The sequence below is a fragment of the Flavobacterium erigeronis genome (assembly GCF_054075165.1).
In genome coordinates this window covers 235,502-261,181 of the sequence record NZ_JBSKGP010000005.1, presented here as the reverse complement: position 1 = coordinate 261,181, position 25,680 = coordinate 235,502, and the positions used below count along the sequence as shown (strand labels likewise).

Below are 25,680 nucleotides of genomic sequence, written 5' to 3'. Positions count from 1 at the left end.
AACTGTTGTACATTTTCAATTATTATAACCGCAAATCAATACAATGCAAAACAAACACAACCCCAAAATTTTACTTTTTACCCTTTTAACTTTATTTTTTTCTGTTACTTTATTCTCTCAGAAAAGTGTTTACGCCGGAATCGAAATCGGACGTAGAGCTATAAAAGTTTCTGTTATTGACGTAAGCAATATCAAAAAAGCTGATTATAAAATTCTTTCTTTCTGGACAGAGAGAATTCCGTTTGCTGACCATATTACTGCTAATGGCGAACTTACTCAGGAAGATATCACCAAAACCACTGTTACGGTTACCAACCAATTGCAGAAAATTAAAGCTGAAAACAAAATTCTTGAAGAGAACATTTTTGTTGTAGCGGCTCCTGTTTTTGCTTCTGCGCGTAACGTAGATGTTTTAAAGAAAAAAATTGCTCTTTTAACTGGAAAACAATTAGAAATATTAGATGTAAACGAAGAAGCAAAAACACTTGTTAAAGGTGCTATTCCGCCGGTTGATTTTGCCAATGCTTTCCTTCTTGATATTGGTGCGCAAACAACAAAAGGAGGTTATATCGACGAACTAAAAGACGGAAAACTAGAGTTCATTCCTTTGGAGCTTAGTTTCGGAACAATGACGCTTACTGATGCTGTAGAAAAAACAGTAGTAAATAAAAGTCAGGTAAACGATATGTCTACTTATCAAGAAAAATCTTTTGACTACAATGTGATTCTACGTAAAAAGACCAAAGAATTATTTGATGCCAATCCTCCTTTAGCAAAAAAGAATAAATTATACTTATCTGGTGGAGCTGTTTGGGCGTTTTCTACTCTTTTCTTTGACGAAGAGGTTAACAAAGATCATTATGTTGCTTTAACTCTTCAAGACGTTATCGATTATGATGCTATTCTTAAAAATAACTTCAGTAAGTTTACTAACCTTGCCAAAACAAACAAAGAAGCGGCTAGAGTTTTAAGCACTTACGACCAAAAATACCTGATTTCTGCAAACAACATTCTTGTAACTTGTTTAGAAAGTATTCCAGATTTAGCAACAAAGAAAGTTTACTTTGTAAAAGAAGGACAGGTAATCTGGTTAATCTCATTTATTGCTGACCGTTCAAAAAAGATCAATACTAATTTCTAAGTATTTTCTTTTTTTCAAAATATCATAAAGCTTCAGAGAAATCTGGAGCTTTTGTTTTTTCAATTAAATTAATCTGTTAAAAAATTTTCTCCTTCAAAACAATATCGTAATATTGCAATATTATAAAACAAAAAAAATGGGAGTAACTAAGACAGAACATTTTACAGACGCACAAAATCAAATTGCTATTATTGCTAAAGCTTTAGGGCATCCTGCAAGAATTGCTATTATCGAATATTTATTAAAAGTAAACGAATGCATTTGCGGTGATATTGTGAATGAACTGCCTCTTGCCCAGCCTACCATTTCTCAGCATTTAAAAGAGCTGAAAAATGCTGGAATTATTAAAGGAAGCATCTCTGGAAATACCATTTGCTATTGCATTGATAAAAAAACAATTGATATTTTAAACTCCTATTTCTTAAAAATCACACAAACTATATCAAAATCAAAATGTTGCTAAAACATTTTTTTTGACAAAGTCTATCGTAATATTGCATTTAACCAATAAATAAAAACAAGATGAAATTATCAGAAATAAAACAGATTTTACCAACATTGGACAATGTTGAGTTTCAATTAGAAAATGGAACTTTTGTGCCCGAACATTTTCATGTTACAGAAGTTGGAATTGTCACAAAACATTTTATTGATTGTGGTGGCGTTATTAGAACTGAAAAAGTTGCAAACTTTCAGCTTTGGAATGCCAATGATTTTGAACATCGATTAAAGCCTTCTAAATTATTACACATTATTAAACTTTCAGAAGACAAGTTAAATATAGAAGATTTTGAAATTGAAGTTGAATATCAAAATGATACAATTGGAAAATATGATTTAGGTTTTAACGGAAAAACGTTTCTCTTAAAAAACAAAACAACGGCTTGCTTAGCACAAGATTCATGCGGCATTCCAGCAGAAAAGCAAAAGCTTAATTTTATTGAATTGGATAATGAAAACGCTTCTTGCTGTACTCCAGATTCAGGATGCTGTTAACACATGAAAGAGAAAATCTATAAACACAAAAAACCAATTATAATAACCACTTCTGTTATTTTACTACAGCTAATTTTCGGTTTTGAACCAAAATTCTGCATTATAAATATCATTTGGTTATTCGTGTAATTATGAAAAAGAAAATACTAATACTTTGTACTGGAAATAGCTGCAGAAGTCAGATTGCAGAAGGCTATATGAGATTTTTTGCCCAAAATAAAGCTGACATATATAGTGCGGGAATCGAAACTCATGGAATAAACCCAAGAGCTATTTCGATAATGAGAGAAGATGGAATAGACATTTCAAATCATACTTCTAATAATATTGATGAATACGCCAATATTGATTTCGATTTTGTAATTACGGTTTGCGATAATGCTAAAGAGCGCTGTCCATTTTTTCCAACAAAAGCAGTTAAATTTCATTACAACTTTCCTGATCCTGCAAAAGCAACAGGAACAGATGCTGAAATTACAGAACAATTTAGATCCGTTAGAGAATTGATAAAAGAGTATTGTAAAAACTTTTCTACAGAGAATTTAGCTACTTATAATTAAGCCGCTTTCTTTACTGAACGCTTTTTCTTTTCCAATAATTTAAGATGATTTTCGGCACAAAGAATTTTCTCGGTCGTGCCGTTTTTTTGTATTTCAATGAGATAATGAAAATCTCTTTCTTTTGAAGTCGATTTTATTATAAACCCCTTTTTAAAATCCATTTTTCTTTCGATAATGGTACCCTTATAAGATCTCCCACTCAATGCTGTGTAGGAAACATCTTGTCCTTTTACAAATTTCATTGTTTTAGCCGTTTGTTCTTAATTTCTGCTAATACTCCTAAATCTGAAAAACTAATGTTAAGGGGGGAAATCAGTTTTTCGATTGGGGCGAATGTAAATAGTTTTGACAATTTACGACCCCGTATTTATACCTGTTTTTCAGGGTTTTAAATTTAATTAAAATTTTAATACGAAAATGACTTCTTAAAAAAAATTGATACAATTTAGAACAGCCTCTTCCGCTTCTTTTTTAGCATGAATTCCTAGCTTTGAAAGATTGAATTTTCGTTTCCAAAACAACTAAAAAAGAGCAAAATGGTACAGGACAGAGTAATGGAAAAATTGGCGATTTTAGCAGATGCAGCCAAATATGATGTTTCTTGCTCATCAGGACAGAGCACGCGCAAGAACAAAAACAAAGGGTTAGGCGACACTGGAGGCGGTATTTGTCATGCCTTTACCGAAGACGGACGCTGCGTTTCTCTATTGAAAATTCTGCTTACCAATCATTGCATTTTTGACTGCGCTTATTGTGTGAGCCGAAAAAGTAACGACATCAAACGTGCCGCTTTTACTGTACAGGAAGTTGTAGATTTAACGATTGGCTTTTACCGCAGAAATTATATTGAAGGCTTATTTCTGAGTTCTGGAATTTTTGACAATCCCGATTATACGATGGAGCGTTTGGTGAGAATTGTAAAAAAACTTCGATTAGAAGAAAATTTTAATGGCTATATTCATTTAAAAGCAATTCCAGGAGCCAGCGAAGAATTGTTGAAAGAAGCCGGATTATATGCCGATCGCTTAAGCGTAAATGTCGAAATGCCAACAGAACAAAGCCTTAAACTCTTGGCTCCAGATAAAAATCATTCCGACGTGATTAAGCCAATGGAATATCTTAAAAATGAAATCGTTGGCTATCAAGAAGAGAAAAAAGCCAATTATAAAACACCACTTTTTGCTCCCGCAGGGCAAAGCACGCAAATGGTAATTGGAGCCACAAAAGAAAACGACATAGAAATTCTCGGAATGGCCAATTATTTTTACGAACAAATGAAAATGCGCCGCGTGTATTATTCTGGCTATGTGCCCATAAGCCATGACAACAGACTTCCCGCGATTGGAACTCCTGTTCCGATGATTCGAGAAAACCGTCTGTATCAGGCCGATTGGCTCATTCGTTATTACGGATTTAATGTCAACGAAATTGTGGGTTTTGATCAGCCGAATCTCGATCTGGATATTGATCCTAAATTAGGGTGGGCGTTGCGAAATCTAGATCAATTTCCGGTTGATATTAATACGGCCGATTTAGAATTAATTCAGCGTATTCCTGGAATTGGTTTTCTGAGCGCTAAAAAAATAGTTGCGGCCAGAAATTTCAAAAGATTACAGCCCGAAGATTTAAAAAAATTAGGAATTGCCTATAACCGTTCCAGATACTTTCTGGCTTTTTCATCGCCTTTTTATATGCAGAAAGATTTGACTTCCGTACAAATAAAAAGTCAGATTTTGAATTTGCAGAACAGCAAATACAAGAATGATTTTTCGAACCAGCTTTCTTTATTTTAATTGAAATGACACAAATAATTTACGACGGAAGTTTCGAAGGCTGGCTTACCGCCGTTTTTGAAATCTACGAATACAAACTAAAAGATGTTGTTTTTGCAAAGGAAGAAAGCTCTAATTCGTTACTTTTTTCAAACATTCATTTTATAACAAACGACAGCACTAAAGCAAATCGGGTGTTGAATGGTCTCGAGCAGCGTCTTTCTACAAATGGTTTTAAGAATATTTATTTTGCCTTTTTATCTGAATTGGATAAGATTGAAGAAATCCTGTTCCGTTATGTGGAGTATGCTTTTTCAAGTCCGATTAATATCGAAGGAGATTTAAGCCGAAGCGAAGTATTGAATGTGAAAAAAGCGGCTCATTCAACTGGAAAAGAAAGTCATAGAATGAAAGCTTTTGTTCGTTTTAAACTAACAAAAGACGATTTGTATTATGCCATTGTAGAACCAGACTGCGATGTTTTACCACTTATTGAACAACATTTTAAAAACCGTTACGCCGATCAGCGCTGGCTCATTTATGACTCCAAACGCCGGTACGGAATTTATTATGATCTTGAAAATGTCTCAACAGTCGAAATGCAGTTTGAATCTAATTCTTCCAGTTTTTTAGCTGAAATAAATGATGAAAACGAGGAGTTTTTCCAGAATTTATGGCGCAACTATTTCAGCAGTGTCAATATAGAATCGAGAAAAAACACCAAACTTCATATCAAACACATGCCAAAACGATATTGGAAAAATCTAATTGAAAAAATTCCAAACCTCAACAAAAGGTAATAACATATTTAAACGCAACATAGACTATTTGGCTCGAAAAAAATATTTCCAAGACTTGTTATTTGCTTTTCTTAAGTGCATCCAGCAATTCTACTAAATCAACTACTGCATAAGTTGAGGAATAATCTGATACGGCATAAGGGAGAATTAAGCTGCTGTTATGAATTATTGCTCCACAAGAATAAACCACATTTGGCACATAGCCTTCACGCTCATCCTCTAAAGGAGAAAGCAAAGGTTCTGAAAGTCTTCCTATTTCTTTTGAAGGATCGTCGAGATCAAACAGCGATGCACCAATGCAATAACGTCTCATGGTTCCTACTCCATGCGTAATTACAAGCCAGCCTTCTTCTGTCCAAAGAGGCGATCCGCAATTTCCTATTTGTGTGAGTTCCCAAGTAAACTTAGGTTTTTGGAGTAAAACAGGCGTATTCCATTGCGTTACCCGATCAGAATACATAATGTAATTATTTACACCATCAATTCTCGCCAGCATGGCATATTTGCCTTTTATTTTTCTAGGAAATAAAGCCAGATTTTTATTCTGTGCTCCTTCTCCATGAAGTGGCATTACTCTAAAACTATAAAAATCTTCGGTAGAAATTAACTTCGGCAAAATCGTATGTCCGTTATATGCCGTATAAGTTGCCATAACTCGAACAGAATCATTATCATCGACAAAACGTACAAAACGCGCATCTTCTATTCCGCGACTTTCAGAGTCTGAAATCGGAAATATAACACGTTCTGTAATATCCGAATCGTGTTTGAACTGCAAATCGTAAAAAGAGTTCGCCAACCACAATATTTCTTGTAGCGCGACCTTTCTTTCTTCACGTATTAAAGGATCTTTTAAAGCTTCAATCAATGTGTTTTTAAGTACTGCAAATTCAAATTCCTCTGGAAGATCTTGCATAATCTGAGCAATATATTTATCCGTTGTATGCATTTCATACAATTTGGTTAAAAATCGCTCTTTATTAAATAAGGTTTTATGTTCAATCTCTGCCTGATCAATATGACTTCCGATTTTCATAATGTGCAGATCATTGTTGCGATCCAAAATTCCTCTTCTAAAAACAATCGAAGAAATATGGCCTTCACCTGTAGCGCGAAAAGAAATAATTACTCGTTTTTCTCCTGCTTCCAATCCAGTCTGATCAAAATCTTCTACAATAGAAGGATTGAAAATAGCAGCAGATTCTATCGCATATTCCATTGTGCAATAAGAACCAATCAGCATTTTTCGGTCTAAAGACAATCCATCATAATCAATCTGCATTCCTTCTATTATAGGTCTAATTCGCTCGCAATGTCTAAAAAATACCGCCGAAATATTTCGATGTCTTCTCGCAAATTCGCGAAGTGTCTGTTCCAAAGTCTGCAAGACTTGTTTTTCGTCCAGCATCATAATCCGAACCACCATTTGCTGGGTTCTTTCTTGCCCATTCATAAAATATCGGGCAACAACTCTTCTGGAATCTGGGGCAAATTTTATATTTTTTCGAACAACGGATACTCGCATAATTGGAAAATTTTATGACAATAACATTAAAGGAATAATTTATTTCACAACAAGTTAGTAATTTTTGTTAAAGAAAAAAACTTAATTTTTTATTAAAACTTCGAATTTGCCTGTAATTCCAAGGTTTTATTATGTTGTTTTCATCAAAAGTTTTTTTCATAATTTAGCTTCGATACCACAATTCAGAACAATGAAGAATAACGTTAAATTTTTGAGAGAAGAAAAAAACATGACTCAAAATGAACTTGCCGAAAAATCGGGTCTTTCATTGCGAACTATTCAGAGAATTGAGGCTGGAAACAGTCTAAAAGGTTTTACTCTAAAAACCATCGCCGAAGCGCTAGAAACCAATCCTGAAAATCTCATTTTCAAAAAAGAAAATACTCCAATCGAAAGAGCTAAAATCATTAATCTTTCAGTTTTGTCAGGATTTATTATTCCGTTCGGGAGTATTATTTTTCCTTTACTCTTAACGTATAAAACCACAAATGCTGCAAATAAAGAAATCGGAAAACAAATTGTAAGCGTTCAAATTGTTTTAAGCCTGATTCTTTCTCTTTTACTGATTATAAGTCCGTTTCTTCAAAGTGCATTTTCGCTAAAATTTCCATTATTTTTAATTCCTCTGCTTACTATTCTTTGTTTAAAATTAGTAATTGTAATTGTAAACGGAATCAGTTTAAACCAAAAACAGCAATTAGCTATCAAACTGAAAAACAATTTCTTATAAACACAGTCATAAAAATGGCGTAAAACTGTCGTATTGTTTTTGCACGAAAAACGGAAAGGAAACCCGAATCTTGCAGAAAAATTAGACATGAAATTAGTTAAGAAAATTACAGCCGCATTTTTAATTATTATCGTTTTCCTTTTTTTGGGAGGATATCTTTATTTTCAAAAGAAATTCACACCGCCAGAGAATTATTTGAAAGTTAATGGAATTGCCGAAAAAATTCCGATGAAATGGATTTCTAGCAATGAAAACTCACATTCCGCACTTCTTTTCCCAATAAAAATAAACGGAATCGATCAAACTTTTTACATGCAATTTGACTCGGGTTCGGCAACTACAGTTTTCTACAAAAAGTCATTAGAATCGATCGCTGAAAAATTCCCAAATCAAATTAAAATGAATTCAGAAGAAAATGAGATTTCAGCAGCTTTCAAAATTCAAAATATGAATATTGTTTCTGAGACTTTTGAAATTCTAAATTATGGTGAAAAAGTTAGTTTTGAAGATTCAAAAGCCGAAAATATAATCGGCACAATCGGAACCGATTTATTAGAAAAACGAATTACAGTTTTAGATTTTAAAAACAATCAATGTTCTTTTGTAGAAAAAATCAAAGAAGAAAATTTTACTGATTTTGAGTTCAAAAAACGTAAACTTTTAATTCCTTCAATTATCGAAAATGAAAATCTAAAATTATTATACGATACTGGAACAAGCGGTTACGAACTGATCACGACAAAAGAAATCTGGGAGAAATACCGCAATAAAAACAGCGTTATTAAAACCGAAAAAGGAAATTCGTGGGGAAATACCTTGAGTGTTTATTCCGCTTCCGCGAAAAAGAAAATACAATTCGAAAAAGCAATCTTAGACCTTTCTGAAGTTACTTACATAGAAGGAACTTCAGAACTGCAAAAATTCTTAATGAAGCGTTCTGGAATGCAGGGAATGATAGGCAACAAGATTTTCCTCAATCACAAATTAATTCTGGACTGTAAAAACGAAAAATTCAAGTTGGAATAAAAGTAAAATTCTGCTATAAAAACTGTTTTTAAGAATTGATTTTGATAATGTTTTTGACGTTTTCGATAAAACTCTCAGTGTCTTTGATTTCTTGTTTTATCAATTGATGATGATCTGACAAACTATGCTGTTCTAGCATATCTTTTTTCAAATATTTAATCATCGATTCCAAGCTTCGCGTATCATTTTGATCTTGTCTTTTTAATTCGCGCTGTTTTGTTTCCAAATACTTTAAAGTCTCTTGCAACTTTTGAACGTTTAATTTTCCCAACCTTTTATTTTTAATAATTACATAAAAAAATAGCTGGAAATGCAGTAAGATTCAATATGCTCCAAAAACCAATACCATTTGAATTTACCTCATTCCCCAGCCATTGTTAAGGACACTTACGAACAAATTGATTTTTTGGATTTAAAAAATTATCTTTTTTTCGAACAATTGTTTTGCAATAATTTGAAAATATAAAATAAGAGCCAGAATATTTTTATTTTTTGGTAATGAAAATAAATCATGTAACAAAATCACAACTTTCAGAACATCAAAACGTTATCAAAAATCTGCTAAAATTGTGAATATCTATTTGAAGATTTAACGGTTTATTTTGCTGTAAAATTTATCTTTGGCATCCTTAAAAAATTTTAAAGAGATGAGCGCAACTTGGTACGAATGCAAAGTAAAATATAGAAAAACAGATGAAACTGGTGGGCAAAAAGTTTTAACCGAGCCTTATTTGGTTGACGCTTTGTCGTATACAGAAGCTGAAAAAAGAATGACCGAAGAAATGGCCGCTTATACTAGTGAAGAATTTAAAATCACGGCTATTAAAGTGGCAAATTATGCTGAAATTCATCCTTTTGAAAATGCAGACAGATGGTTTAAATCTAAAATCACTTTGATTGCTTATGATGAAGAAAGCGGAAAAGAGAGAAAAACAAGCATGTATATGCTAGTTCAGGCAAATGACGTGCGCGAAGCTTTTGACAACACACTTCATATAATGAAAAATACAATGGGTGAATATTCTATTCCGGCGATTACAGAAACGGCGATTATGGATGTTTTTCCTTATTTCAGCGGTGAAGAAGGCGAAACTGAAATGCTGGAAAGATTTAATGCTTTGAAAGCTTCTAAACCAGAAAAACCAGAGGCAGAAATTGTCGATCACATGGAATTTGAAACTGCTGTAGAGGAATAAATTTCTAAAAAGCATAAAAAAACAAAAGCTTCAGAACATTCTGAAGCTTTTTTTATTTCCCTACAATTCATCTGTTTACCTTTAATTCAAAATAAATAATATATTAGCTGTATATTATCAATCTCAATCAAAAAACAGAACCAAATGACCAAAAAGAACCTGATTCTATTCGGATTTATACTTTTAAAATTCATTTTGCAATATGTATTAATTAGTCCCGAATACGATTTGCAGCGCGATGAATATCTGCATCTGGATCAAGCGCATCATTTGGCTTGGGGTTATTTATCTGTTCCGCCTGTTACTTCCTGGTTTTCGTATCTTATTCTGCAACTTGGAAATTCGGTTTTTTGGATCAAGTTCTTCCCTGCCCTATTTGGCGCACTCACACTTTTAATTGTCTGGAAAACTATAGAACTTTTAAAAGGTAATCTATACGCTTTAATTCTTGGAGGAATATGTGTTTTGCTTTCGTGTCTTTTGCGTTTAAACATACTGTATCAGCCCAATTCTTTTGATGTTTTATGCTGGACGGCACTTTATTATGTTTTGATTCAATATCTGACTTCCGAAAAAACGAAATGGCTTTATTTTGGAGGGGTAATTTTTGCTTTCGGCTTCTTGAATAAATATAATATCGTGTTTTCACTACTCGGATTAATTCCCGCAATTTTACTTTCTAAGCAACGAAAAATACTCGCAAAAAAAGAGTTTTATTTTGCCTTGATTTTAGGATTGATTCTCATTCTACCCAATCTATATTGGCAGTACAGCAATCATTTTCCGATTGTGCACCACATGAAGGAATTGGCCGAAACACAATTAGTAAATGTTGATTTAGGTGATTTTCTAAAAGAACAGCTTCTATTCTTTCTCGGTGGATTACCCGTTATTTTGTTCGGACTTTACGCGGTTTTATTTTATAAACCGTTCAAAAAATACCAGCTCTTTTTTGCTTCATTTCTTTTCACACTTTTAATTTTCATTTATTTCAAAGCAAAAGCGTATTATGCCATCGGACTTTATCCTATTTATATTGCTTTTGGAGCGGTTTATATTGCAGAAATTCTAGATAAGGGATGGAAACGTTTTCTAAAACCTGTTTTTATTCTAATTCCATTGTTGCTTTTTATACCTCTTTACCATGTTGCTTTTCCTAATAAAAGTCCAGAATACATGGTAGCGCATTCAGAGCCTTACAAAAAACTGGGATTGCTTCGCTGGGAAGACGGAAAAGACCATCATTTACCTCAGGATTTTGCCGATATGCTGGGTTGGAAAGAATTGGCTAGAAAAACAGATTCGCTTTATGCTTTAGTGCCAAATCAGAAAGAAACTATTGTGCTTTGCGATAATTATGGACAAGCCGGAGCGATTAATTATTACACTAAAAAAGGAATCAAAGCAGTCTCTTTCAACGCCGATTATCTGAATTGGTTTGACCTCAGCATTCCGTACAAAAACCTTATACGCGTTAAGGATTTTGAAGAAAACGACAAAGAAATGAAAGAAACAAGTCCGTATTTTGAAACGGCAGTTATTGGCGGACAAGTCACCAATCGATATGCTAGAGGATACCTCGCAACAATTTTTGTTTTCACGAATGCCAAAATCGATATCAATAAAAGATTGGAACAGGAAATAAACGAAGAAAAAAACAGCATTAGAAATGATTAATTTCAAAGATTTATCATATTTACAAACTGGAACACCAAAACAGCAAGCGGCATTTGATGTTTTAACCCATTATAAAGTTCTAGAAAATCTTGCTGAGTTTGATCCTATTTTAGTCGGCACCATTCCGATCAATATTGATATTGAAAACAGTGATTTGGATATTGTTTGCTATTGGAAAAATAAATCTGATTTTATAGAAAAAATAAATCAATTGTTCGGAAATGAAAATCGTTTTACAATTCGCGAAGATTTGATCAATAACCAAGAATCTGTTATTGCCAATTTCTTTATCGACACTTTTGAAATCGAAATCTTCGGACAAAATATTCCGACTGAACTTCAAAATGGCTACAAACATATGGTGATTGAAGACCAAATTTTAAGCTCAAGAGACGAAAACTTCCGATTACAGATCATTAATCTAAAAGAAAAAGGCATAAAAACCGAACCTGCTTTTGGTTTGCTATTAGGCTTAAAAGGAAATGTTTACGAAGAATTATTGGATTATAAAATCTAATAAAAAACATCGCTTTTAAAAATTTTAAAAAATAAAATCCTAAAATAACTTGCAAAACCGTATTTAGTGTGTATCTTTGCACCCGAAACATCGCGGGATAGAGCAGTAGGCAGCTCGTCGGGCTCATAACCCGAAGGTCACAGGTTCGAGTCCTGTTCCCGCTACTAAGAGAAAAGCTTCAGAGAAATCTGAAGCTTTTTTATTTAAATTTATTTGTGAGAAGGATCATATCCGCAGCCGCGGACACAGGTTCGAGTCCTTTTCCCGCTACTAAGACAAAAGCTTCAGTTCTCTCTGAAGCTTTTTTGTTTAAATTTATTTGTGAAAGGACTCATATCCGCCGCCGCGGACACAGATTCGAGTCCTGTTCCCTCTACTAAAACAAAAGCCTCAGATTTCTCTGAAGCTTTTTTTGCTTTACTTTTGTTTTACTTGTTTGAAGGGTAAAAACTTGGAGATTTTTGCGAAGTATAAAAAATCATGAAATCCCAACTATTAAAATAAATATTTTTTACAAAATTAACTATTCTGCAAAGCAACAACCTCCACCAGCTAGAGGATATTCTGGAGGGCATGTTGCTCCATTTTTTAAAATGGCCTGTCCACTTGCAAGTGCTCTAGCACAAACTTCTGTCACTCCGCCTTTTACCGCTTTTAGCTCATTTTTAGTTAATTCTTGAGCTCCGTCTAATTTTAAAATTTTCTTCAACATAAAATAAGGTTTTAATCATTTAGTTAATAACCCAATCATTTAAAGACACTTGGGGGTTTGTCTATCCTTGCGCAAGAATTTTTTTTATATTTTACAGGAACTAAATCTCTTTCCTAAAATGCTTTTTTTCGTTTGAAAGTCATTTAAGAAACACTTTAATTCATTTGTGTCTATTTTTTAGGAAACCATTAAACATGTACGAATATACTTTATTTAAAGATTAAATCTTTACGGCTTTCCTCATTTTTAAAATTTTATTTAAATAAAATACTGAGAATGCCATAAACAATTTATTTGTAGATTAACGATTCAGCAGAACCAAAAGAAATTTCTCCAAAAAACAAAAGCTTCAGATTTCTCCGAAGCTTTTGTTTATATCATTTTTAATTTTCCCTTACTATCGAGAAGTAATTGGCTCTCCTCTTTCTGTAAAAACATCGTCGGTATAGTAGTTTATGAATTGTACTTCGCCGTCTAAATTAGTTAAATAAGACGAACTGCCCAAATGATCGGGATGATAATAAAATTGCTGCAATTCTGCGTTATCATTTTTAGCTGCTGCACTAAATTTTCCAGTCGAACCAGAGCTAGAAGCAGATTCCCCAGAAGGATTGCAGCAAAATCCTACACCGTTTACATAATCGTTGTTATCTAAACCATAATACGGAACTAACGGGGAGTTTTACCATCAATGACAATTACTTTTTTTGTAGCTCTAAATTCATTAGTGATAATTCTTGTGTCAAAGCTTCCCTTCTTATTTTTTTTATCTGAAGTTATATAACCTTGGTCATTTATAATTCCATCTATAAAAAACGTCCCTATTCTATCAAATTTAATATCATAAAAAGGAATTGTATGATTGTTTAAGGCCCCAAAAGTATCTTTTGCTATTTTCCACAAATCTTTTTCCGAATAATCAATATTATCAGTGACGGTCATGGAAAATATAATGTATCTATTTCTTTTATTTGAAGAATCATTTATCATACTTTCTGATATAGTGTCTAATGCATTTTTATAAATAATTTTACCATTATACTCTTTGCCCTTTAAAACAGTATCTGGAAACTCAACATTGTACTCAACGCTATTTCCTTTAAAAACACTATTAACAAACTCTTCACTTTTAGTAGATTTTTCTTTACATTGAATAAAAAAAAACGCACATATCATTATAATTATTTTACTTGTAACTTTCATTCTCTTTATTTGCTTTAGCTTCTGCTTTTACTCTTCTTTGGTTATTTCTGTCGAAAATTTTTGTAGCCTCTACTTGACTATCAACTGTAGAGTCTTTTTCAGTCTTATGCACTTGAGAAGCATTTCCTCTTAATGTCCCTGTAGTAGAATATTTTTCTACAATAACTTTAATCTCTTTTACAGCATCTGCACCATTATTTGCTGCATCAATTATATTACCTGATCTAGTCTCAAGAGTTGTTCTCCCACCATTTGAGCCTTTGCCATTTCCATTGTTTCTTTTAAACAAATCTTTATCCAAACTAAGATATATCAAAATAGCATTAAGAGAGCCATTAAAATCAAACCACTCTACACTTCTACTACTATGCTCCAGTGAACTTGGGTTTTGAAAATTCCCTCCATCGGATATTGCAAGCCCTCCATATTCATAATTAGATCCTTTTTTATTGAAATCCGCAATTGTAGTCCCGTTAATAGTAATCGTTTTTGTTTCTCCATCCATTATCAAATGATCGTTTTTATTAACACCATAACTTTGATTGCTATAACTATAACCTAAACTAGTATATCCTTTAATTGTTGATCTACCATCATACCATGCAATTTTACCATTTTTATCATTACGATACCAGTCTTTACCATCTGGATCTACCATATTAATTGGATTATTAGCGCAATAAGCATACGACGACCATCCTGCATACTTCTCTGAAAGCGGATCTACAGATATAAAGATTCCGAGTTTAGGGTCTTGATATCTTGCCCCAAAATAATACATTCCCGTTTCTTTGTCTAATTCCTTAGAAGTAAACAAATACGGCGTATTCCATTTCGCATTCTTTTCCTCTAAGAAAACCTCCCCGAAAGGAACATACTCAACATGCTGCACTACTTCACCATCTAAATTAGTCAAATAAGACGAACTGCCCAAATGATCCGGATGATAATAAAATTGTTGCAGTTCTGCATTGTCGTTTTTAGCTGTCGCACTAAATTTTCCAGTCGCGCTAGAACTTGAAGCAGCTTCCCCAGAAGGATTGCAGCAGAAACCTACACCGTTTACATAATCGTTGTTATCTAAACCATAATAAGGAACTTCAAAAGAAGCATAATTATTCTTAACAACCTCTAAAGATTTTTTGTACTTCGTTTCATAATTTACTTTCACTCCAGAAAATGATTCTCCCGCTTTTTCTAAACGTCTTGGGTCTGCGCCGTAACTGTCAAAATCTGCTAGTTTAGAACTATTCTTTTGCGAATTCTTTTTTTTATTGCTTCTATGCAAACTTTTTCCAAATGAGACAGAGTTATTTTTTATTTTTTGCCCATTCAGGCAGTTCTTTCCAGCCTTCTTTAGGTGCTTCTTTTATACTGTCTGGGACTTCAATGTCCTGAAAAATATCAGATTCCTTAGGGTCTTTTAAAGAAAATCTAACTAAATATCTTTTGTTTTCTTCCACTCCTTTTCCTCTATTATAAATATCCATTCCATCATATTTAATGTTTTTAAAATTATACTCATAATATAATTTTTTGTAAGATATAAGAGGCCAATATATCTTTGTCACTCTTCCTATTGCATAATTCCCTTGCTTTACAGAATTATGACGATTAATTTTGTAAGAAAAAAAAACAACTATAGGAATAAGTAAAATAACAATATTCCATTTAGATTGTCTCACAAAGAGATAATAATGCATTTTTTTTAATAACTCTTTCATTCTTGCATTTTGTTTTGCATTACACCAGCTCCAAAGACTGGAGCATTTAACAATATAGTACTTGTCGCATTTCCTACCGCTTGTCCCGAAGACTGTCCAAAACTAACAGTGGTCATCATATCAGCTCCAATAGTAGTTCCTTTAAACCATGATGAACCTCCTATTTTTTGTCCTGTTGCACCTCCTAATAAATTAAATGTGGCTTGAACAGCAAAATCTTGTGGCCTTAAACTTCCATCAAAGATTGTTCTTTGTCGATTTAAAGATATGTTTACTGAAGAAGAAAGTAAAGCATTACCAACAAAGTTCATTCCTGCTCCTGCAAAAGCTGTTTGTGTAATATTTATATCTCCGAATGCTCTTCCAAAATCGCCTCCATTTGTACTGAAGTTTACTGCTGTTTGTACTGAAGCATCAATTGCCATTCTCCCCCCCACAGCTCCAGCGCTCATTTCCCCAGACAATGCAAATGCTCCCACAAATGCTCCTTCAATAGCCAAGACAGGAAAAACAACAACACCTGCCGCTATTAAGGCATGATTAAAATCTTTAGATGGTCCGTATTCTCCAGAAGAAACATAGTTACTCTTATAGGCTTTGACGTTTACATTATTCAACTCAATAGTATTACCAATATCTCTAGATCTTGAACCATCTTTATTTCCATATTGTCCTACCCAAGTAGTACTTGCTTTGTCATATATCCAACGCCCTGTACCATCCATATACTTTTGCCCATTTCTTGCGTCTACTCCAATAGGAGGATCTGGAGCCATCCCAGTTGGATCAACTAAATTAACTGGATTATTAAGAGCATAAGTATAAAAACTAACACCTGCATATTTCTCAGCCAATGGATCGACAGATATAAAAATTCCTAATTTAGGATCCTGATACCTTGCACCAAAATAGTACATTCCCGTTTCTCTGTCTAATTCCTTAGAAGTAAACAAATACGGCGTATTCCACTTAGCATTCTTCTCCTCTAAGAAAACCTCCCCGAAAGGAACATACTCCACATGCTGTACAACCTCGCCATCTAAATTAGTCAAATAAGACGAACTACCCAAATGATCTGGATGATAATAAAACTGTTGCAATTCTGCATTGTCGTTTTTAGCTGTTGCACTAAATTTTACAGTAGCGCTAGAACTAGAAGCAGATTCTCCAGAAGGATTACAGCAGAATCCTACACCATTAACATAATCATTATTATCTAAACCATAATACGGAACTTCAAACGTATCATAATTTGCTTTAACAACTTCAAGTGCTTTCTTGTATTTCGCATCGTAATTTACTTTGACTCCAGAAAAAGATTCTCCTGCTTTTTCTAAACGTCTAGGGTCAGCGCCATAAGAATCAAAATCTCCAATTTTAGAAACTATTCGCTGCGAACCTATGTAAATATGTTTGGTGTATCGTCCGCCACTTTGTGCTACTAAATAAGGGTTTACATACAGTGTAAAATCTGATGTCGAAGTTTTTCCTCCAGAGAAAACAGAATTTACAAATATACCTTGTCCGCCACCTGAAAGCTTGGTTATTCGTTCTCCACCTGCATCATACGTATAAGAAGAAACATATCCGTTAATATCAGCTGCCATAAGACGGTTTTCTTCGTCCCATAAAAGTTTCTTCTCTTCGGCTTTCTGTGCAATCTGACCGTTTATCTTAACTTCTTCGGTATTTACATAGACCATGTTTCCGTTCTTGTCGTAAACATATTTGTTGTTTTTCTGTTTATCGACTTTCGGGTCTGTGTTTTTGGTTCGATATTCCGTTTCGGTTACATTATCCAGCTGGTGTTTGTTGGTACTGTTGTAATTGTAATTTAATACATATCCTGCTTTCAGCGCTCCTGTTTCTGTTACTTTGTTTTGCGCTACATTTTGTGTTTTGCTCACAATGTTGTGCAGGTCGTCGTATTTCATTTCCAGATTGTAATTGGCCGTTTTCTGGTCGGCTCCAGTGTATACTCCATTGGCACTGGTTAACTGATACAAATTATCATAGCTGTAATTGTGTGCCATTATACCGCCCATTTTGTTTGCAACTCCAGCCGCGCTGTTGGTTACATTAAGCACATTGCTTACTTTATCATACTGATATTTGTTATTCATGAACATTCTAGGGGTGTTTGTTCCCTGATAGCCCGTTCCTGAAGCAACAGTCATTTGATCCAATCTGCGTCTTAAAGGCTCGTAATTGTATTTGGTTTCGGTTCCGTTACAGTATTTTAAATAGCTTCTCTGTTCGAATTTATCATATCCTATTTTGTTTACATAATTGTAACTGTAGGCTTTTTTACCGGCAACGGCTTGCAATAATCCACCTGAATTATAGGTATAGCTAATTTTTTCCTGATCAGGATAAACCATTTCCTGCAAACGGTTCCACGAATCGTATTTCCAGCTTGTAATATAGGTTGCAATAGCAGAGTTTGGTACAACTAGAGTTCTGCGAATACTTTCGATTTCGCCCATAATTCCATACGAGAATTCTTGTGCGCCCGTAGCATCTTCCATCAAAATCAATCTTCCTTTACGGTTCTGGCTTTCGTTTTTAGAACCAAAAACATAGCGCACATCGTTTTCAGGATGTTCAGGATAGTGAATATTGGTTAATCTGTTAAATTCATATTCGTAGCTTATTTTTTTGCTTTTTGCTTCTAGATTGGCTGTTTGTCTTTCTAGCAGATTGCCTAAAGCATCAAATTTAAAGGTGCTTTTTCCTGCATCTGGCTGAACGACCTGTGTACGTCTGTCACCCATGTCGTAAGTGCTTAAAGTCTGCTGCCCTTGTGCATCGGTGACACTGCTGTTTCTGCCAATTCCGTCATAACCAAATTGCGTCACCACACTATTGGCGTCAAGGGTTTTCATAGTTAATCCTGAACCGTTGGCATAACTTGCATTGGTGTTATTTAAAGCATCGGTTACTTCTGTTTTTAGTAAATCACCTTCTATAGTATAAGCCATTTTTGTTTCGGCACCATCAGGCAGTATAGTCGAAACTGGTCTATCCAGAATATCATAAGCCGTTTTAGAAGGCTCAACAGCATCAAAAGTGTCTGTAAATTTATTCCAATCTCCTAATGGCGAAGTCTGCGGATAGTACGCTGCCGTTACGCGTCCGAAAGCATCATACTTTGCACGTCCTGAGACTATCATAACATCTTTTTGCACATCTGGTGCCGCGTTGTCTGTTATGGCAGCGTCTTTTTTTACCTGAATTGGTCTTCCTAATCCGTCTACAAAAGTTACGGTTTCGATAGGGTCATTTGGATGCTGTGCATCAAAATGTTTTGTTTTTGCATACGCAGTTCTACTGATATTTCCGTCAGAGACAATTGTTGTCGGGAAATATTCCATCTGAATAGTATAAGACTGTCCTACAGCAGCTTCTTTTGGCCCTTGAACTTTTGTGAGCCTACCAAACTCGTCGATTTCTTTTTTAATTACATATCCGTTTATATCTTCAGTTTCTAAAGCAATTCCATAACGGCTGTCATAGTTTCTGGCATAACTGCGGTAGTCAAAATTATCTGAGATTTCTTCGACATACATTTTAAATTGATCGTCGTAACGGTATTTATAAAACGGACGCTCTTTTTTATAATTCTCTGGCAATGTTTTTTGCATTATGTTTCCAAATGCATCATATTTTAAATCGGTTACCGCCCATTGGCTGTCATTTAATTTCTGACTCAACTGCGTCATATGATTGGCGTAATTAGTATCATAAACCGCTTTTACTTCACGCACAGCTATATTACCCATTGTAACTTTACTGCTCACTGGCAAACTCAAAATGTGTTTGGCTAAATTGTTTGTATACGCAATTTCTGTTTTATAATTTCCAGAGCTGTTATCCTTATAGCTATAGCTTTTCAGATCTCCAAAATCTCCAGAACCCACATAATATTCGTTATGTATTTCGTTTAATTTTAGCGGTGCTGTTCCTCCTTCGTAGGCAAATGAAATATTGCTTTTAATGGGGCTAAAGCTCACTCCTCTGTCTGAACAAATTTTATTTACGGCTGTAAAATCGTATTTATCTCCATTAGCTTTTACGGCATAGGTAAAATAGTTTTGTGTATTCTCTGTATATTTTGCTCCAGAATTGGTATCGCTGTTAACACCTTCATTGCTTTCTAAAACAGAACTTAACAATTGTCCGCTATTATAATAGTCAGACACATCGTAATTTTGCGTAAGTGTTCTATATATTTTGTCTCCGTTTTCGGTGTCTATATTTTGAGTTTTTACTTCTCCAAAACCTAAGAAACTTCTTTCGTGTCTTTCGTATTTTCCTTTTGCATAAGCAAACTGCGTTTTCATGTTTGGTCCATCGCTCGCAATTCCGTCTTTCACAATCACACTTTGCATAACCCATTTTCCGCCAGGGTGATCGTAAGTAGGCTCAGTTCGGCTATAGTCAACAATAAATTCTCCCCCTAGTGGCGTATAAACTGCTTTTAATTTGTTGGTACGCGCAATTGTAGAACGTTTTACGTCCATTGCATCATCTTCGGTAGAAGTTAAATAATCTGGGAATCCGTCTCCGTCAATATCTTGTAATTGCGTTTCTGTACGGTTACTTGAAAGCCCGACAGATACACCTGGGTTAATCGCTAATTTAACCAATAGGATAGGTATAGGAATCGTAAAAGCTGTGTTAAGAGATTCTGCAGTCGAAGATCCTTGACCTAAAACACTTAATCCATTCCATGCAATAGGATCACTATAACGATCTCCCAAATTCAGACGAATCAGATTATTTTTAAATACCTGATCAACTAATCCGTCCCCATTGACATCTTGTAAAGTAAAATCATTCCATGTAATATTTTTTACAATACCGTATCCAGCGCTTATAGAAGATGAACCAAAATCCATACCCAGTCCAAAACTTGGTGATATTGATTCTGCTTTTGTGATATCTTCTAAACCATAATCTATAGGTTCGGCAAAACCGTAACCTAAATTAAGCTGTACTTTTTTGTCACTCAAAATTTTGTCTGGCAATCCATCTCCATTGATATCAGTCCAAGTCTGTACTGTTGCTTCTTTATTATAATCAACTCCTCCACTAGGAGTAAAATCTGTTTTGCTTTTAGCCGCATCCAAAGTTGCTTTAGCACTCTCAGATTGTTTTATTGCATCTTTTTCTGTCTCACAACTTGCTGCGGCTTCAATAGCTTTTGCATTATTATATGCTACTTGTGCAGTATTTATTGCATTAGCATGTTTTGCAGCAGAACCTGCCGATAAACCATAAGATTGCGAAGTACTGCTATGCAGACCTGAAATAGCAATATTTTCTCCATCAAATCCTCCTCTGCTATTACTCATCAGAATGTTTCCTTTGCTGATAATATCTGGAAAACCATCTCCATTCATATCCTGAAAATCAGTAATCATTTCAGAAGTTCCATCTGCTTCACTGGCAGTAAAAGGACTCACACCTATTTGCTTGGCTATACTTTTCCCTTTTGTTACTTTGTCTACCCCAATTGCTCCTGTACCTTCTGTACAATATGGATTATTTGTATTCAAACCTCCTGCAACCAACCCATCTAGCGGATTAGTAAGCACTACGTTATCTTCGCCTAAACGTGAACTCGATACTACAGTACCGTTTACATAGGTTAAATTATCTGCTCCCGACCAATATTTTTTAGTTGTTATGTCAGGATGCATCATATTAAAGATCATTTTTCGAGGATCCAATTCTGCTTTATCCGAATCTGGCAATACAAGTTTACTTTCATCAATTGGCTGGTTGTAACGTCCATCCATTGCATTATATACAAATTGTCCCCAATGACGCTGCATTGATCCAAATTTTTCTGCCTCAGCAGTTTGTCCAAATATTGCCGCTATTATCGGAGTACCATTTACAATAACAGTTGGTTTTATGGCAGCCTGATCTGAAATTGTTCCTAAAGCTCCTGCATCAGACAATGAATATTCAATCCAAATTTTATCTCCTGCCGTTGCTTGTACAGTTAATGGCGTTGTTTCTAAAAATGCTCCGTTTATCATTGGATAACTCTTTTTACCCAATAACTTACCATCGCTAGTTTTTGCTGATAAGGTTATTTTATAACCAGTGTCGTCTGTATTAGTTCCAGTTAAAGTCGGCACCAAGTTAAGCTCACCTGATTCTGTTGCTGTATATACATTTCCTTCTACTAAATGATTAGCATAAACGCTATAATCTTTAAAAGGAATAGTTTCATAATCAGAATCACCGGTAATAGTAATTACGGTTTGCGGTCCAGAACCGCTAATCTGATAATTCCCTAAAGGAAAATGTGTTAACTTGGAATCCCACGAAATTTTATCCCAGGCAATATTAGTATCGCTTAAAATAGCCACTTTTAATTCCTGATAATCTTCACCAATAGCCGGCACAACAAAGGTTGCTGTGAGTTCGCTGTTAGAAACCTGATTTGCTGTGTAAGAAGCAGACCAAAGCTCTTCAAAAGCACCAGAAGCATTTTTACCTGAAATAACGACTTTAATATCATCACTAGTCACAGGTTTTGTAAAAATCCCTTTTATTTGTACAACACCCGCTTCATTTGATTTTTGAACTACAACATTAGCTGTGCTATTTTCCACCACAAAACCTTCACTGGCTTTGTAGCTGAAACGTTGCTGTCCATCTGCATTTGTAGGCAGATTTGTTCTGCTTGCATCGGTATACGTAATAACAGGGTTCCAGTCTACCTGATCAAAAGCGCCGTTTGCCAAATCATTACGGCCAGACTGCACTCTAAAATACACTCGCTCTCCTTTTGCTACAGTTTGTGAAATCGCTGAAAGATTTGCCGAAGGCGCAGTTTTTGTTAACTGTTGTGGCGCTACAATTTGTGTCGCTCCTTTTTGAATTCCCACAAATACGCCATCTGCTAAAGCATATTCAGCTTCATCATAAACTCCTGTTGGAGGCATTAATGTAGCCGTACTTTCTATTTTTATAGTTCCTGCAAATGGAGCTTCCCACACTCTCACCACATCATGTAGTGGCGAATTAGCAATAAGTTCTTTTTGCTCTTCTGGATCTACAGCTGTAACACTAGTGTCGATATTTCCTCCTCCTACCATTGGGCTTGGAGTATCAGAGCTTGAAGTCGTAAAAGTTGGAATTGCAATACCATTTAGGTTTACAATATGGTTGAAATACACCACACCATTACGCACTAAATCGACCAATCCGTCATTATTGACATCTTGAAAATAAGTGCTATTAGTGATTTTAGTTGTTTGAAAATTGGTTCCCACTGAAGCTATTGCTTTTCCTATTCCAACTCTAGCGCTTATACCATAACTAGTTGCTGCCGATTTAGTCAACGAAATATTCGAAATTCCATGTACTTCATAGCGTTCTCCAAAAGTATTATTGCCCAAATTCGGACGATAATAAATATTTCCCGAATCTTTAAAAACTTTATCTGCCAAGCCATCTCCATTAATATCAACTAAGGCTAAAAGTCCTTTAGATTCTGATGGCGAAAATGCAAAACTTACTCCAACAGTATTGCCAGTAGTAGGTTGTCCATCGGCAGGACCAACTCCTACGTACATAGAAAAACTTTTTGAAGTAGAAACTCCACCACCCAACGCCGAGATTTTGTCATTGAAAATCACCTCTCCTGCTACTCTATCAGTTTTTGTAATAACTCCATTTCCGGTTATATTATCTTTTCCTGTATCCCAATTTTCTGTATTGCTGCTAAACGGCACATATCCTTCTGCTGCTTTTACATCGTCATAATATTCAAAAACATGTTCGTTGAATTTGGATCCACTTGCATCATTTTGCACTATTTTTTCTAATAGCGTTTTCTTAAATGCACCATCCTCTTTTTTATAAACAAAATCGTAACTGCGAAGCGTTTTACCCAAATGTGCAACTGTTATTTTACTTAATGTTTTTTGTCTAGAGGTTAAAAATCCGTAGCGCCCGCTATTTATTTTCACTGTTTTGGCATCTCCATTTGTAAAAGTAATAACCGTATGCGCATTCTCATTTTTATTACCATATTCTACAGCTGCCAAATAAATTGCCTTGGCTTTTACATTTCCTTGAATCGTTTCGTCTAATTGCGAATGGGTATACTTTATAAAGTCTCCATGCAAATCTGTTACACTGCTCAAATACCATTCTGCAATATTGCCATTATCGCATTTAAGCAACTGGTCGTATTTATAGAGCGTACCGTTTTTATCGGTTACTTCCCAAGTGTAGTTTTTAGGATCTGTTCCTTTTCTGATAATTTTATTGAAACCGCCTTCCGTTCTTGGATAAAATTGAACATCGCCTGTTTTACGTGCTATTTTATCTCCTCGGTGTGCCACTGCTGCATTTTGATTATCCATTTGAACCAGCATTGTGCCATTAAAACTATAAGTTTCCGTTTCATCTGTTGCACTGTAACGCGGTACGCCCCAACGTGTATCAACACTTATTGAAGGGACTTGCAGATCCCATCCTTCTCCTAGCCAGCCGCTGCCTCCATCACTATTATAATTAACAGCTATGTTTGGCTGCATTCCGTTACGCGCAGGCGGAAGCTCTACTGTATAACTTAAATTTGCAGATCCATGTTGATTTGCTGTCGGTGCTTGTATTGTCTGTACTCCCGACGTTGGATCTGCCGCTTTGATATCATTCATCATTGTAGCCGTGAAACCTTGGGTATCTGGAGATTCAGGAGATTTTATTACCCCATTTATCATGTCTGTAAAATGAGTGGTTTTAGATATGATAACCTGATGCTCAATATCAAGACTATCACGCTCTAGAGCTTCCCAATGTCCGCTGTTTTTATCAAAATAAAAAGTACGAATATCATCTTCGGTATATCCAGGTGGCAATAATTCTTTATTATATCCCAATTTAACAACTGCTCCTTCTGCAAAATGTTCGCCATGAGGCAAAAAACGATAGCCTCTTCCTTTGGTCAGATTCGTCATCATAGGTTCTAACGCCGGCAAATCGAGCGATCTTAGAGGGGTAATACTTAATATTTTATTTTGCAGTAAAGCCTTTTCATTAACTTCGATACTGGCGGCACCTACTGATAATATCATTTTTTGCCCCTTTACAAATGCTTTAGACTGACTGGCAAGAACATCCATCAATGGTTGTTGATATGATAGTGAAACTGATTTTGCCACAACACTTTGTTCTAATATTTGTCCGTTAGCAACAATTGAAATTTTCACTTCTGCATCACTTTTTTTAGAAAGAATTGTTTCAAAAAAGCCATTTTGATGTGCGATCGTTTTTCCGTCAATTTTTATCTTACTGTCAGCATTTAACCCATCTATAAAACCGCTAATATAATTTTCTCCATTAAAATTTATGGCTGTTAAATTATCTATACGAAGTGATTTCGATTTTATTTTTTCTACTACAAAAGCAACATTTCGAACCTGATATCCGTAAGTTGCATTTTCTGGCAATGAAAACAACAGTGTGTTATCTCCTTTTTGTAAACTTGATGCACTTATATATTGTTCCTGATTACTCCATTTATCATTTGTTTGAACCCAGGTTCCTCCTCTTGATAATTCATCATTTACACTAATAGCCACTCCGTAGTGATCTGAAATACCTTGTAATTCATAAGTCAACTTCACACGATCGTCCGCGTTTATTTCATTCTTTATAAAAAAGTGAAATAAATTATCTGCAGGGTTGTCTGAAGTTTTACCCGCATATACCCCAATAATACCCTCTTTTTCTAAAGCAGGAATTATCGTCTCAGCAGAATTATTTATTTCATTTTTATTATCAGGCGCTTTGATTTCAGCAGTACTCCTAACAGGTATTAGTGCTGAATTTTCTTCATTACTATTTGAATTTTTTCTTGAAGATATAGAAGAAAATACATCTCTTGAAAATACATGATTGTAAGCGAGTGCACTTTGTCCAAATATTATCCCAGCTAATACTACTGCTGTTATTTTTTTTATAGTCGATTTCAAACCTTCTTTCTTTTCCATTTTTTCTGGTTTTCCTAAATTGTATTTTGGATGATTATTTTATTAGATCGAGAATTTATAGTCTAAATCATCTCTT

Annotated in this window: 20 protein-coding genes and 1 tRNA gene; 12 read left to right on the top strand and 9 right to left on the bottom strand. The window is 34.7% G+C overall.

Translation table 11 applies throughout. From position 1 onward, the window contains the following. The first annotated feature begins 43 nt into the window (after positions 1 to 43). The 4 genes from ACWA1F_RS12085 (at position 44) to ACWA1F_RS12070 (ending at position 2,697) form a co-directional block, all read left to right on the top strand. A complete protein-coding gene (locus ACWA1F_RS12085; protein ID WP_456893947.1) occupies positions 44 to 1,141 on the top strand; it encodes a Ppx/GppA phosphatase family protein in 1,098 nt (365 codons plus the stop codon). A 136-nt stretch (positions 1,142 to 1,277) separates the two neighbouring features. Continuing rightward, positions 1,278 to 1,604 carry an ArsR/SmtB family transcription factor gene (locus ACWA1F_RS12080; RefSeq protein ID WP_456893946.1) on the top strand — a complete coding sequence of 109 codons (327 nt, stop codon included), beginning with the start codon at positions 1,278 to 1,280 and terminating at the stop codon, positions 1,602 to 1,604. Between the two features lie 59 nt (positions 1,605 to 1,663). After that, positions 1,664 to 2,137 (top strand): DUF6428 family protein, encoded by a 474-nt coding sequence (locus tag ACWA1F_RS12075; protein WP_456893945.1) that lies wholly within the window; start codon positions 1,664 to 1,666, stop codon positions 2,135 to 2,137. A 131-nt stretch (positions 2,138 to 2,268) separates the two neighbouring features. After that, a complete protein-coding gene (locus ACWA1F_RS12070) occupies positions 2,269 to 2,697 on the top strand; it encodes an arsenate reductase ArsC (protein WP_456893944.1) in 429 nt (142 codons plus the stop codon). Here the strand turns inward: ACWA1F_RS12070 and ACWA1F_RS12065 are convergent. Then, positions 2,694 to 2,939 (bottom strand): hypothetical protein, encoded by a 246-nt coding sequence (locus ACWA1F_RS12065; RefSeq protein WP_306158444.1) that lies wholly within the window; start codon positions 2,937 to 2,939, stop codon positions 2,694 to 2,696. The genes ACWA1F_RS12070 and ACWA1F_RS12065 overlap by 4 nt on opposite strands. A gap of 294 nt (positions 2,940 to 3,233) precedes the next feature. Between ACWA1F_RS12065 and ACWA1F_RS12060 the strand changes: the two genes are divergently transcribed. Both ACWA1F_RS12060 and ACWA1F_RS12055 read left to right on the top strand, forming a co-directional pair. After that, positions 3,234 to 4,490, top strand: coding sequence for a putative DNA modification/repair radical SAM protein (locus ACWA1F_RS12060; protein ID WP_456893943.1), 1,257 nt, complete (start codon positions 3,234 to 3,236; stop codon positions 4,488 to 4,490). A gap of 5 nt (positions 4,491 to 4,495) precedes the next feature. Beyond that, complete coding sequence (locus tag ACWA1F_RS12055) at positions 4,496 to 5,269, top strand: TIGR03915 family putative DNA repair protein (protein WP_456893942.1); 774 nt, start codon at positions 4,496 to 4,498, stop codon at positions 5,267 to 5,269. A 58-nt stretch (positions 5,270 to 5,327) separates the two neighbouring features. Here the strand turns inward: ACWA1F_RS12055 and ACWA1F_RS12050 are convergent, their stop codons facing one another. Further along, positions 5,328 to 6,794 (bottom strand): glycoside hydrolase family 130 protein, encoded by a 1,467-nt coding sequence (locus ACWA1F_RS12050; RefSeq protein ID WP_456893941.1) that lies wholly within the window; start codon positions 6,792 to 6,794, stop codon positions 5,328 to 5,330. Between the two features lie 190 nt (positions 6,795 to 6,984). On the opposite strand from ACWA1F_RS12050, the gene ACWA1F_RS12045 reads away from it, so the two are divergent. Then, positions 6,985 to 7,524 carry a helix-turn-helix domain-containing protein gene (locus ACWA1F_RS12045; protein ID WP_456893940.1) on the top strand — a complete coding sequence of 180 codons (540 nt, stop codon included), beginning with the start codon at positions 6,985 to 6,987 and terminating at the stop codon, positions 7,522 to 7,524. 39 nt (positions 7,525 to 7,563) lie between these two features. Then, the gene (locus ACWA1F_RS12040) at positions 7,564 to 8,550 is read left to right on the top strand and encodes a hypothetical protein (RefSeq protein WP_456893939.1); all 987 of its coding nucleotides are present in this window, start codon (positions 7,564 to 7,566) and stop codon (positions 8,548 to 8,550) included. Positions 8,551 to 8,578: 28 nt separating this feature from the next. Here the strand turns inward: ACWA1F_RS12040 and ACWA1F_RS12035 are convergent, their stop codons facing one another. Continuing rightward, positions 8,579 to 8,821: a hypothetical protein gene (locus ACWA1F_RS12035; protein WP_306158433.1), complete on the bottom strand. Its 243-nt coding sequence runs from the start codon at positions 8,819 to 8,821 to the stop codon at positions 8,579 to 8,581. A 376-nt stretch (positions 8,822 to 9,197) separates the two neighbouring features. On the opposite strand from ACWA1F_RS12035, the gene ACWA1F_RS12030 reads away from it, so the two are divergent. The 4 genes from ACWA1F_RS12030 to ACWA1F_RS12015 all read left to right on the top strand — a co-directional run bounded on the left by ACWA1F_RS12030 (position 9,198) and on the right by ACWA1F_RS12015 (position 12,104). Continuing rightward, complete coding sequence (locus tag ACWA1F_RS12030; protein ID WP_306158432.1) at positions 9,198 to 9,746, top strand: DUF4494 domain-containing protein; 549 nt, start codon at positions 9,198 to 9,200, stop codon at positions 9,744 to 9,746. Between the two features lie 144 nt (positions 9,747 to 9,890). Next, positions 9,891 to 11,423 carry a glycosyltransferase family 39 protein gene (locus ACWA1F_RS12025; RefSeq protein WP_456893938.1) on the top strand — a complete coding sequence of 511 codons (1,533 nt, stop codon included), beginning with the start codon at positions 9,891 to 9,893 and terminating at the stop codon, positions 11,421 to 11,423. Then, entirely contained in the window at positions 11,416 to 11,940 is a 525-nt protein-coding gene (locus tag ACWA1F_RS12020) for a DUF4269 domain-containing protein (RefSeq protein WP_456893937.1), read from the top strand. The genes ACWA1F_RS12025 and ACWA1F_RS12020 overlap by 8 nt, the downstream gene beginning before the upstream one ends. Positions 11,941 to 12,031: 91 nt before the next feature. Then, positions 12,032 to 12,104 (top strand) — tRNA-Met (locus tag ACWA1F_RS12015). A 359-nt stretch (positions 12,105 to 12,463) separates the two neighbouring features. Here the strand turns inward: ACWA1F_RS12015 and ACWA1F_RS12010 are convergent. From ACWA1F_RS12010 to ACWA1F_RS11985, 6 genes are all read right to left on the bottom strand, one after another. Continuing rightward, entirely contained in the window at positions 12,464 to 12,652 is a 189-nt protein-coding gene (locus ACWA1F_RS12010) for a bacteriocin (protein ID WP_456893936.1), read from the bottom strand. Positions 12,653 to 13,049: 397 nt separating this feature from the next. Continuing rightward, the gene (locus tag ACWA1F_RS12005) at positions 13,050 to 13,187 is read right to left on the bottom strand and encodes a hypothetical protein (protein WP_456893935.1); all 138 of its coding nucleotides are present in this window, start codon (positions 13,185 to 13,187) and stop codon (positions 13,050 to 13,052) included. A gap of 134 nt (positions 13,188 to 13,321) precedes the next feature. Continuing rightward, positions 13,322 to 13,855 carry a hypothetical protein gene (locus tag ACWA1F_RS12000; protein WP_456893934.1) on the bottom strand — a complete coding sequence of 178 codons (534 nt, stop codon included), beginning with the start codon at positions 13,853 to 13,855 and terminating at the stop codon, positions 13,322 to 13,324. Further along, positions 13,839 to 15,143 (bottom strand): RHS repeat domain-containing protein, encoded by a 1,305-nt coding sequence (locus ACWA1F_RS11995; protein WP_456893933.1) that lies wholly within the window; start codon positions 15,141 to 15,143, stop codon positions 13,839 to 13,841. The genes ACWA1F_RS12000 and ACWA1F_RS11995 overlap by 17 nt, the downstream gene beginning before the upstream one ends. Positions 15,144 to 15,165: 22 nt before the next feature. Next, positions 15,166 to 15,579: a hypothetical protein gene (locus tag ACWA1F_RS11990; RefSeq protein WP_456893932.1), complete on the bottom strand. Its 414-nt coding sequence runs from the start codon at positions 15,577 to 15,579 to the stop codon at positions 15,166 to 15,168. After that, positions 15,576 to 25,604, bottom strand: coding sequence for a SpvB/TcaC N-terminal domain-containing protein (locus ACWA1F_RS11985; protein ID WP_456893931.1), 10,029 nt, complete (start codon positions 25,602 to 25,604; stop codon positions 15,576 to 15,578). The genes ACWA1F_RS11990 and ACWA1F_RS11985 overlap by 4 nt, the downstream gene beginning before the upstream one ends. Positions 25,605 to 25,680 lie beyond the last annotated feature (76 nt).

What these genes read in the sequence shown, in the direction of transcription:
- ACWA1F_RS12000 (WP_456893934.1), bottom strand. Translation starts at nt 13,855, where the DNA reads ATGAAAGTTACAAGTAAAATAATTATAATGATATGTGCGTTTTTTTTT.
- ACWA1F_RS12010 (WP_456893936.1), bottom strand. Translation starts at nt 12,652, where the DNA reads ATGTTGAAGAAAATTTTAAAATTAGACGGAGCTCAAGAATTAACTAAA.
- ACWA1F_RS12070 (WP_456893944.1), top strand. Translation starts at nt 2,269, where the DNA reads ATGAAAAAGAAAATACTAATACTTTGTACTGGAAATAGCTGCAGAAGT.
- ACWA1F_RS12085 (WP_456893947.1), top strand. Translation starts at nt 44, where the DNA reads ATGCAAAACAAACACAACCCCAAAATTTTACTTTTTACCCTTTTAACT.
- ACWA1F_RS12045 (WP_456893940.1), top strand. Translation starts at nt 6,985, where the DNA reads ATGAAGAATAACGTTAAATTTTTGAGAGAAGAAAAAAACATGACTCAA.
- ACWA1F_RS11985 (WP_456893931.1), bottom strand. Translation starts at nt 25,604, where the DNA reads ATGGAAAAGAAAGAAGGTTTGAAATCGACTATAAAAAAAATAACAGCA.
- ACWA1F_RS12025 (WP_456893938.1), top strand. Translation starts at nt 9,891, where the DNA reads ATGACCAAAAAGAACCTGATTCTATTCGGATTTATACTTTTAAAATTC.
- ACWA1F_RS12080 (WP_456893946.1), top strand. Translation starts at nt 1,278, where the DNA reads ATGGGAGTAACTAAGACAGAACATTTTACAGACGCACAAAATCAAATT.
- ACWA1F_RS12055 (WP_456893942.1), top strand. Translation starts at nt 4,496, where the DNA reads ATGACACAAATAATTTACGACGGAAGTTTCGAAGGCTGGCTTACCGCC.
- ACWA1F_RS12020 (WP_456893937.1), top strand. Translation starts at nt 11,416, where the DNA reads ATGATTAATTTCAAAGATTTATCATATTTACAAACTGGAACACCAAAA.
- ACWA1F_RS11990 (WP_456893932.1), bottom strand. Translation starts at nt 15,579, where the DNA reads ATGAAAGAGTTATTAAAAAAAATGCATTATTATCTCTTTGTGAGACAA.
- ACWA1F_RS12050 (WP_456893941.1), bottom strand. Translation starts at nt 6,794, where the DNA reads ATGCGAGTATCCGTTGTTCGAAAAAATATAAAATTTGCCCCAGATTCC.
- ACWA1F_RS12060 (WP_456893943.1), top strand. Translation starts at nt 3,234, where the DNA reads ATGGTACAGGACAGAGTAATGGAAAAATTGGCGATTTTAGCAGATGCA.
- ACWA1F_RS12065 (WP_306158444.1), bottom strand. Translation starts at nt 2,939, where the DNA reads ATGAAATTTGTAAAAGGACAAGATGTTTCCTACACAGCATTGAGTGGG.
- ACWA1F_RS12030 (WP_306158432.1), top strand. Translation starts at nt 9,198, where the DNA reads ATGAGCGCAACTTGGTACGAATGCAAAGTAAAATATAGAAAAACAGAT.
- ACWA1F_RS12075 (WP_456893945.1), top strand. Translation starts at nt 1,664, where the DNA reads ATGAAATTATCAGAAATAAAACAGATTTTACCAACATTGGACAATGTT.